This window comes from Stenotrophomonas sp. PS02289, from assembly GCF_029960115.1.
Classification (GTDB): domain Bacteria; phylum Pseudomonadota; class Gammaproteobacteria; order Xanthomonadales; family Xanthomonadaceae; genus Stenotrophomonas.
Genome location: NZ_JASCOZ010000211.1, coordinates 1 through 6,346 on the forward strand (window position 1 = coordinate 1; position 6,346 = coordinate 6,346).

A 6,346-nucleotide genomic window follows, 5' to 3' on the forward strand; every position below is an offset into this window, starting at 1 on the left:
CTGACCGCGTAGAGCCACGCCCTGCGTGGCTTCGACCCAGCCGGATGGCCATGCACAGCCACGCAGGGCGTGGCTCTACACCCCGAATCCGGGCTTTCGTCGCACCGCGCTTGTTCCCCCTGACCACAGGGCTATGCTCGCCTCACACCCTTGCCGGAAGCCGCCACCGTGTACGCCAGCCTCGCCCTGATCTTCCGCATACTGGCTGCCTGGGCCGCCGCGCTGATCGTCGCCGGTTTTGTCTGGAGTGGCATCTTCCACGGCATGGACGAAGGCCCGGGCTGGGTGTTCGCGCTGCTGGTGCTGTTCCTGATGATCACCGCCCTGGGCAGCTGCATCACCCACCTGCGCCGGGTCTGGCTGGTGGCCGGCCGCCTGGATGCCCAGACCCTGTCCAGCCGCCAGCGCCGCCAGATTGAAGTGCCGATGGACGCCGGTGCCGCCTTCGCGCTGGTGGAACAGGCCATTGCCGAGCTGCCGCGCGTGGAAGACATCGAAAGCGCCGCCGGCAGCCTGCAGGTACGCGCCTATGTGCGCCGCGTGGATCCCTACAACGGCCGTCCGCCGTCACGCTGGAATCTGCCCGCGCGGCTGGCGATCAAGCGCAACAGCGTGCTGGCCACGGTGACCCCGGGGCAGGGCACCTGCAGCGTGACCCTGCTGTTCGAACCGGACGCCGGGGTGTGGGCCGACCTGCTGGCCGTGGACGAAGGCAGCAACTTCGAAAATGCCGAAGCCGTGAGCCGCGCCATCACCCGTCGCGTCGCGGAGCAACGTCGCGACGAACAGGCGGCTGCCGAGCAGACCGCCACCGAGAAAGAACTGTCGGTCGCACGGCTGAACCTGCTGCACGCCCAGGTGGAACCACACTTTCTGTACAACACCCTGGCCAACGCGCAGGTGCTGACCCGCACCGACCCGCCGCGCGCCGACCAGATGCTGGGGCACCTGATCCAGTACCTGCGCAGCTCGCTGCCGAGCGTGGACGAATCCATGTCCACCCTGGGCGTGGAGCTGGAACGCACCCAGGCCTACCTGGAAATCCTGAAGATCCGCATGGGCGCGCGGCTGGCGCTGCAGGTGGACGTGCCGCCGGCGCTGCTCGGCCTGCCGCTGCCGTCGATGGCGCTGCAGACGCTGGTGGAAAATGCGATCAAGCACGGGCTGGAGCCCAAGCCGGGCGGCGGCACGATCTGGATCATCGCGCGCGGCTTCGACGACCACGTCACCCTGACCGTGGCCGACGATGGCCTCGGCTTCGGCCAGAGCACCAGCGGCACCGGCATCGGCCTGAAGAACCTGCGCGAACGCCTGCGCCTGACCTGCGGTGAACGCGCCGGCGTGGCGATCGTGAGCAATTTCCCCAGTGGCGTCGCCGCCACCATCACCCTGCCGCGTGACGCGCGCGAGGCCATCCATGCAGCTTGATGCACTCATTGCCGAAGACGAAGACCTGCTGCGGCAGTCACTGGTCGCCCAGCTCGGCCGCCTGTGGCCGGAGCTGCGCTTGGTCGCCGAATGCGAGGACGGAGCCAGCGCGCTGGAGCGCCTGGCCGAACTGAAACCGGACCTGGCATTGCTGGACATCCGCATGCCGGGCATCAGCGGCATCGAGGTGGCGCGTGCGCTGCCCGAGATCAGCCCGCGTACCCAGGTGGTGTTCGTGACCGCGTACGACCAGTACGCGATCGACGCCTTCGAGCAGGGCGCGATGGACTACCTGCTCAAGCCGGTCAGCGACGAGCGTCTGCTGGCCACGCGCGAACGCATTCTCAGCCGCATGCAGCTGGGACGACCGGACAACGCGATGCTGGAACAGCTGCTGCAGCGGCTGGGGCAGGCTCCGGGCGCGCACAGCAACGCGCCGCCGCTGGCCTGGATCACCGCCAGCAACGGGCGTGATACCCAGCTGATCATGCTGGAAGACGTGATGTACTTTCGCGCGGACAGCAAATACACAACCGTGGTGACGGAGGCGGGCGAAAGCCTGCTGCGCACGCCGCTGCGAGAGCTGCTGGAAGTGCTGGATCCGCAGAAATTCCGCCAGATCCACCGTTCGACCATCGTCAACATGAAGGCGGTGGCTGCGGTGAGTCGCGACGATACCGGGCGGGGTCAGTTGCGGTTGAAGCAGCGGCCGGAAGTGTTGAACGTGAGCCAGCCGTTCATGAGTCTGTTCCGCGGGATGTAAAGCGGGGCTCTGCCCCGCTGCCGGGATGCTCGGGCACCGGTACCCTAACGTAGAGCGGGGCTTGCCCCGCTGCACGGAAGGTCGGCGGCCCTTGCCGGGCAAGCCCGGCACTACATCAAAATGCCGGCTGCAGATGCAGATTGTGCGGGCCGTCCTGCTCGCCCACGTGGTTGAGCTGGCCCACCAGTTCCGAATGCTGCTTCATGCGCCCGATCTCGCGCATGATGCGGATGTCTTCATGGCGCAGCTCGCGCTTGGCCGTGACCGCCTGCTTGTAATCCAGCACTTCCGGGTAGTGGTGGGCCATGTCCAGCGCCTCGGCCACGCACTCGACGGTGTCCGCGTCACTGGTGATCCGCGCGCGGCTGTTGAACGCCTTCATCCAGCGCTCGAAACCGGCGGTGTGGTCGAACATGTTGGCCATGAACCAGATCACGAACAGGATCGACACCCAAGACCCGAACACGATCACCACGCGGGTGAAGGTGATATGGAAGTCGTCTTTCCACAGGTAATTGGCGATCAGCCCGAGGATCAGCAGCGAAGCGGCCTGCCAGCCGACGATGGAGGCCATCAGCCACTGACCCTTGGCCTTGGCCAGGGTGGCGACCTCTTCACGGATCTGCTGTTCACTCTTGTTGCGCCAATGCGCGACCTGCTTCTCGAACGGGCTGCGATACAGCTCGTTGTCCTGGAGCAGCATTCCCAAACCTTTGAACAAAGCGATCATCACGAGCTCCTTGAGGAACGAGTACAACCGGCTGTATTCAGTAGTAGCACTTTCATTCCGCTTGGCAATGGGCAGTGCGACAAATCGCCGCAGGGGCCATTTCTGAATACGCGAAGGGCCCGAAATATGGCGCGCTGCATCATTAAAAACACCGGTCACCGGTGAAAAATTCGCCACCTCACGTGCTGCGTTTGCACAACTTTGAGGTTGAGCGCCGCGAATGCATGGCCGGGCTGTCGCAGATCACGCAGAATTGACACAACCGCGCAGATCCGCGGCCCTTTCGCGCTGTCTGGACCTGCCATGTCGTCACTGCTGCACCGCCTTTCCAGCCCTGCCACCACGTCGATCCGGCGCTGGGTGATGGGGGCGTTCCCCCGTGGGGAAAGCGGGATCGACTACGACCATCCGCAGGGTGACCCGGGCTGGTTCGGGCCGGACAGCGCCACCTGGCAGGTGCACTCGGAATTTCCCGGCATGCTCGCCGGCGGGCTGTGCGCGCTGATGCTGCAGACCCTGCACCCGCTGGCCTTGGCCGGGGTGTATGACCACTCCAATTTTCGCGACGACCTGGTCGGCCGGCTGCGCCGCACCACCGCATTCGTGGCCGGCACCAGCTATGCCGCCAGCGGCGAGGTGGAGGCGCTGGTGGCGAAGGTGAAGCGGATTCATGCGCAGGTGCGCGGGCAGACACCGGATGGCCAGTCGTACTCGGCCGATGATCCGGCACTGCTGACCTGGGTGCATGTGACCGAAGCGTACGGCTTCCTGCAGGGGTATCGGCGGTATTGCCGCGACGTGCCGCAGGCATTCGTGGACCAGTACTACAACGAGTACCGCCGTGTGGCCGAGGCATTGGGTGCGACGCAGGTGCCGGCGAGCGAGGCGGAGGTCATTGCCTATTTCGCCGCACAGCGTTCACAGCTGCGCTTCGATGCGCGTTCGCGCGAAGTGCTGTCGGTGCTGTCGGGCATCCGCCTGCCGGTGCCAATGGCAGGGCTGTCGCGCGAGCTGTTTCTGGGCGCGGGCGCGGCACTGTTGCCGGACTGGGCCGAGGCGATGCTGGAACGCACGCCGCTGCAGCGGATGCAGGCGGCTGCGTCGGCGCGCATGTTGGCCGGCATGGCCCCGTTGTTCCGGCGTGCATTGACTGAGGGCAGCACGCAGCGTGCGTACGCGCGGATGGGATTGACGATGGAACAACACCGGTAGCGCCGAAGCAAACGGCAGGAGCCGTCTGCAACGTCGCGCACGCGACGGCCCGAAGGGTGGCCGTCAGGGAAGACGGCCATAACGTTGGCCGGCCCACGCATCTGCCTGGGCCGGCCAACGGCCGGCGCTACCGGTCATACGAACCTACATCACCACACCTTGACCCGCTTCTCCGGGGCCAGGTACAGCTTCTGACCTTCCTTCACCTCGAACGCCGGATACCACGCGTCCAGGTTGCGCACGGTCAGCGCACGGAACTGGCCCGGCGCATGCACATTGGTCAGCAGCGAATTGCGCAGTGCCTGCTCGCGCGCCTTGCTGCGCCACGCCTGCGCAAAGCCCAGGAAGAAGCGCTGGTCGGGGCTGAAACCTTCAAGCGTCTGCCCCGGCTTGCCCTGCAGCGACAGCTGGTAAGCGTCGTAGGCGGTGGCCAGGCCGGCGACGTCGGCAATGTTCTCACCCAGGGTCAGGCGACCATTGACGTGCACACCCGGGAACGGCTCGTAGCTGCTGAACTGCGCGGCCAGCGCATCACCGGCGGCGGTGAACTTCTTCAGGTCGTCGGCCGTCCACCAGTTGTTCAACTTGCCGGTTTCATCGAACAGCGCGCCGGCGTTGTCGAAGCCATGGCTGATTTCATGGCCGATCACCGCGCCAATCGCACCGTAGTTCACGGCGTCATCGGCGGCACCATCAAAGAACGGCGGCTGCAGGATCGCGGCCGGGAACACCAAGCGGTTTTCCAGCGGCACGTTCATCGCGTTGATGGTCTGCGGCAGCATCGCCCACTCGCTGTGGTCGACCGGCTGGCCGAGCTTGGCGATGTTGCGCTTGTACTCGAACAGGCTGGCGCGCTCGGCGTTGCCCAGCGCATCGTCGCGCTTCACTTCCAGGCCGGTGTAATCGCGCCACTTGTCCGGGTAGCCCATGCCCACGGTGAGGCCGGCGACCTTGGCCTTGGCGTGCGCCTTGGTCTGCGGCGACATCCACTCCAGTGCGTCGATGCGCTTGGCGAAGGCGGCGATGATGTTCTTCGCCATCTCATCGGCACGCGCCTTGGTGGCCGGGTCGAAATGCTTCTCGACGTAGAGCTTGCCGATCGCTTCGCCCACGGCGACGTTGCTGTCATCGACCGCACGCTTCCAGCGCTCGCTCTGCTGCGGCGTGCCGTTGAGCGTGGTGCCGTGGAAGGCGAAGCGCGCGTCGGCCAGCGCCTTGGGCAGATAGGGGGCGGCACGGTCCAGCGCATGGAAGGTCAGGTAGTCCTTCCACACGTCCAGCGGCTCGGTGGCGACCAGGCGCGAGATGCCGGCGACCGCTTTCGGCTGCCAGACGATGAAGTCCTGCTGCTGGTCGAGGCTGGCGGCCTTGAGGAAGGCAGCCCAGTCCATGCCCGGAGCCTTGCCGATGAGGTCGGCCTGGGTCCAGGCGTTGGCCCCCTTGGAGACGTCGTTGGTTTCCTCCTGGGTGGCATGCACCTGGGCAATGCGGGTTTCCAGCGCGAGGATGCGCTGCGCCTTGCCCGCCGGGTCGGCGACGCCGGCCAGCTGCAGCACCTGTGCGATGTAGGCCTGGTACTGCTTGCGCAGCTCGGCCATGCGGCCGCCCTGCAGGTAGAAGTCGCGGTCGGGCAGGCCCAATCCGCCCTGGACCAGATACGGCGCATTGCGATCCGGCTGCAGCAGGTCCACCGACACCCAGGTGCCGAACAGGCGGTCGGTGTAGAAGTTGGTGGCGTTGAGCAGGTCGACATCGGCGCGCAGGGTGCCGCCCAGGGTGGCGGCCAGTGCGGCCTTGTCACTGATGCCGGCAATGGCGTCCAGCTCGGGCTTGATCGGGGCCATGCCGCGCGATTCGATGCCGGCTTCGTCCATGAAGGCGGCGTAGTAGTCGCCGATCAGCTTGCTCTCACCGCTGGCCTTGGCATCGCCCGCAGCGCCTTCAAGGATGGCGCGGGTGTCGGCCAGGGTCTTTTCGGAAATGACGTTGAAGCTGCCGAAGCTGGAGCGGTCGGCGGGAATCTCGGTGTTCTTGACCCAGGTGCCATTGGCGAAGCCGAAGAAGTCATCGCCCGCAGCGATGCTGCGGTCCATGCCGGCGGCGTCGAAGCCGAACGTGCCCAGCTGGGCCTTGGGTGCCGCCGGGGCGGCGGGCGCGGTGTCGGCCGGGGCGGCGGCCGTGGGCGCGGCCTCGCGGTCGCAGGCGGCCAGGCC

The 6,346-nt window shown here is 66.5% G+C and carries 5 protein-coding genes; 3 read left to right on the top strand and 2 right to left on the bottom strand.

What is annotated here, in order from left to right; all coding sequences use genetic code 11:
* Positions 1 to 168 precede the first annotated feature (168 nt).
* Entirely contained in the window at positions 169 to 1,428 is a 1,260-nt protein-coding gene (locus QMX83_RS19330) for a histidine kinase (RefSeq protein WP_282298269.1), read from the top strand.
* Positions 1,418 to 2,191, top strand: a complete 774-nt coding sequence (locus QMX83_RS19335; RefSeq protein ID WP_282298270.1) for a LytTR family DNA-binding domain-containing protein — start codon at positions 1,418 to 1,420, stop codon at positions 2,189 to 2,191. Before QMX83_RS19330 ends, QMX83_RS19335 begins: the two co-directional genes overlap by 11 nt.
* Before the next feature lie 115 nt (positions 2,192 to 2,306).
* Here the strand turns inward: QMX83_RS19335 and QMX83_RS19340 are convergent, their stop codons facing one another.
* Entirely contained in the window at positions 2,307 to 2,921 is a 615-nt protein-coding gene (locus QMX83_RS19340; protein ID WP_282298271.1) for a hypothetical protein, read from the bottom strand.
* A gap of 303 nt (positions 2,922 to 3,224) precedes the next feature.
* On the opposite strand from QMX83_RS19340, the gene QMX83_RS19345 reads away from it, so the two are divergent.
* Complete coding sequence (locus QMX83_RS19345) at positions 3,225 to 4,133, top strand: oxygenase MpaB family protein (protein ID WP_282298272.1); 909 nt, start codon at positions 3,225 to 3,227, stop codon at positions 4,131 to 4,133.
* Between the two features lie 149 nt (positions 4,134 to 4,282).
* Here the strand turns inward: QMX83_RS19345 and QMX83_RS19350 are convergent, their stop codons facing one another.
* Complete coding sequence (locus tag QMX83_RS19350; protein ID WP_282298273.1) at positions 4,283 to 6,343, bottom strand: M13 family metallopeptidase; 2,061 nt, start codon at positions 6,341 to 6,343, stop codon at positions 4,283 to 4,285.
* Between the last annotated feature and the right edge of the window lie 3 nt (positions 6,344 to 6,346).

What these genes read in the sequence shown, in the direction of transcription:
- QMX83_RS19335 (WP_282298270.1), top strand. Translation starts at nt 1,418, where the DNA reads ATGCAGCTTGATGCACTCATTGCCGAAGACGAAGACCTGCTGCGGCAG.
- QMX83_RS19340 (WP_282298271.1), bottom strand. Translation starts at nt 2,921, where the DNA reads ATGATCGCTTTGTTCAAAGGTTTGGGAATGCTGCTCCAGGACAACGAG.
- QMX83_RS19345 (WP_282298272.1), top strand. Translation starts at nt 3,225, where the DNA reads ATGTCGTCACTGCTGCACCGCCTTTCCAGCCCTGCCACCACGTCGATC.